2 protein-coding genes are annotated in these 2,113 nt (G+C 65.6%); both read left to right on the top strand.

What is annotated here, in order from left to right; genetic code table 11:
• Positions 1-237: 237 nt before the first annotated feature.
• Positions 238-813, top strand: a complete 576-nt coding sequence (locus ACFWY6_RS41390) for a TerD family protein (RefSeq protein ID WP_266867447.1) — start codon at positions 238-240, stop codon at positions 811-813.
• 64 nt (positions 814-877) lie between these two features.
• Positions 878-2,023, top strand: a complete 1,146-nt coding sequence (locus ACFWY6_RS41395; protein WP_360762598.1) for a DUF475 domain-containing protein — start codon at positions 878-880, stop codon at positions 2,021-2,023.
• Positions 2,024-2,113 lie beyond the last annotated feature (90 nt).

Raw genomic sequence — 2,113 nt, forward strand, 5'->3', positions numbered from 1 at the left:
GAGGGTTGAGTGACCACTGGACCGCAGCACGGCGGGGGGGCCGCCGCGCCCCGCCGCGGGGGGACAAACGCGGGGGCGCGACGGAGAATTAGCCGACCACCCACCACCCCCCCCCCCCGGGGGGGCCCCCGGACGCGCTCGGCATCTCTTGCTCAGCTGCTCAACTGCTCAACTCCCGCTCCCACGACAGGGGAGTCCTGGGAACTCTTGCTCTCGAACCACGGGGAGGACCACATCATGGGCGTCACGCTCGCCAAGGGAGGCAATGTCTCCCTCTCCAAGGCCGCACCGAACCTCACACAGGTCCTGGTCGGACTCGGCTGGGACGCGCGCTCCACCACCGGCGCACCCTTCGACCTCGACGCCAGCGCGCTGATGTGCAACTCGGGCCGGGTTCTGGGGGACGAGTGGTTCGTCTTCTACAACAACCTGAAGAGCCCGGACGGCTCTGTCGAACACACCGGCGACAACCTCACGGGTGAGGGCGACGGGGACGACGAGTCGCTCCTGATCGACCTCTCCAAGGTTCCCGCCGACGTGGACAAGATCGTCTTCCCTGTCTCGATCCATGACGCGGACAACCGCGGGCAGACCTTCGGCCAGGTCAGCAATGCCTTCATCCGCGTGGTCAACCAGGCGGACCTCCAGGAGCTCGCGCGCTACGACCTCAGCGAGGACGCCTCCACGGAGACCGCGATGATCTTCGGCGAGGTGTACCGGTACGGCGGTGAATGGAAGTTCCGTGCCGTTGGGCAGGGGTACGCGTCGGGTCTGCGAGGCATCGCTCTAGACTTCGGGGTCAATGTTTCGTAAAGCCGGGGACCGGCGCGGGGGAGACCGCTAAACGGGAGCCCGTACACACACGATTGGGTAGCCAGTGCTTCTGAAAACCTTCGGCTGGTCGTTCGCGGTTACCGCGCTCGGCCTGGTCGCGGCGGTGTTCTACGGGGGGTGGACGGGATTCGGGGTCGTGGCGATCCTGTCGATCCTCGAGATCTCGCTGTCCTTCGACAACGCGGTGGTCAACGCCGGGATCCTGAAGAAGATGAATGCCTTCTGGCAGAAGATCTTCCTCACCATCGGTGTGCTGATCGCCGTCTTCGGCATGCGGCTTGTGTTCCCCGTCGCGATCGTGGCCATCAGCGCCAAGATCGGCCCGATCGAGGCCGTACGGCTCGCGCTCAACGACAAGGACCAGTACCAGCAGCTGGTCACCGACGCGCACCCGTCGATCGCCGCCTTCGGTGGCATGTTCCTCCTGATGATCTTCCTCGACTTCGTTTTCGAGGACCGTGACATCAAGTGGCTGGGCTGGCTCGAGCGCCCGCTCGCCAAGCTCGGCAAGATCGACATGCTGTCGGTCTGCATCGCGCTCATCGTGCTCATGATCTCCGCGATGACGGTTGCCACGCACGCCCACCAGCACGGTGGCACGCACGCGGACAAGGCGGAGACGGTGCTTCTCTCCGGCGTCGCCGGACTCATCACCTATCTGATCGTGGGCGGCCTCTCCGGCTTCTTCGAGAACAAACTCGAGGAAGAGGAGGAGCGCGAGCACGAGGAAGAGGAAGCGGCCAAGAGGAGCGGCAAGAAGGTTCCTGCGGTCGTCATGGCCGGCAAGGCCGCGTTCTTCATGTTCCTCTACCTCGAGGTCCTGGACGCGTCGTTCTCCTTCGACGGCGTCATCGGCGCCTTCGCCATCACCAACGACATCGTCCTGATGGCGCTCGGCCTCGGCATCGGCGCGATGTACGTCCGGTCGCTCACGGTCTACCTGGTCCGCCAGGGCACCCTCGACGACTACGTCTACCTGGAGCACGGCGCGCACTACGCGATCGGCGCCCTCGCGGTGCTCCTGCTCGTCACGATCCAGTACGAGATCCACGAGGTCATCACCGGCAGCATCGGCGTCCTCCTGATCGCCTGGTCCTTCTGGTCGTCCGTGCGCCGCAACCGCGCGCTGGCGGCGGCCGAAGGAGACTCGGGGTCGGACGAGAAGGCCGAGGTCTCGTCCGGCGTCTGACGTTCTGACGTTCTGACCTCCGGGGTGTGACCGGGGGCCCAGTGAGGAACGCTTCAGCGGGGCGGTCTTCGAGGGGGACTCCTCGAAGAC

It is taken from the genome of Streptomyces sp. NPDC059037, assembly GCF_042740015.1.
Classification (GTDB): domain Bacteria; phylum Actinomycetota; class Actinomycetes; order Streptomycetales; family Streptomycetaceae; genus Streptomyces.

What these genes read in the sequence shown, in the direction of transcription:
- ACFWY6_RS41390 (WP_266867447.1), top strand. Translation starts at nt 238, where the DNA reads ATGGGCGTCACGCTCGCCAAGGGAGGCAATGTCTCCCTCTCCAAGGCC.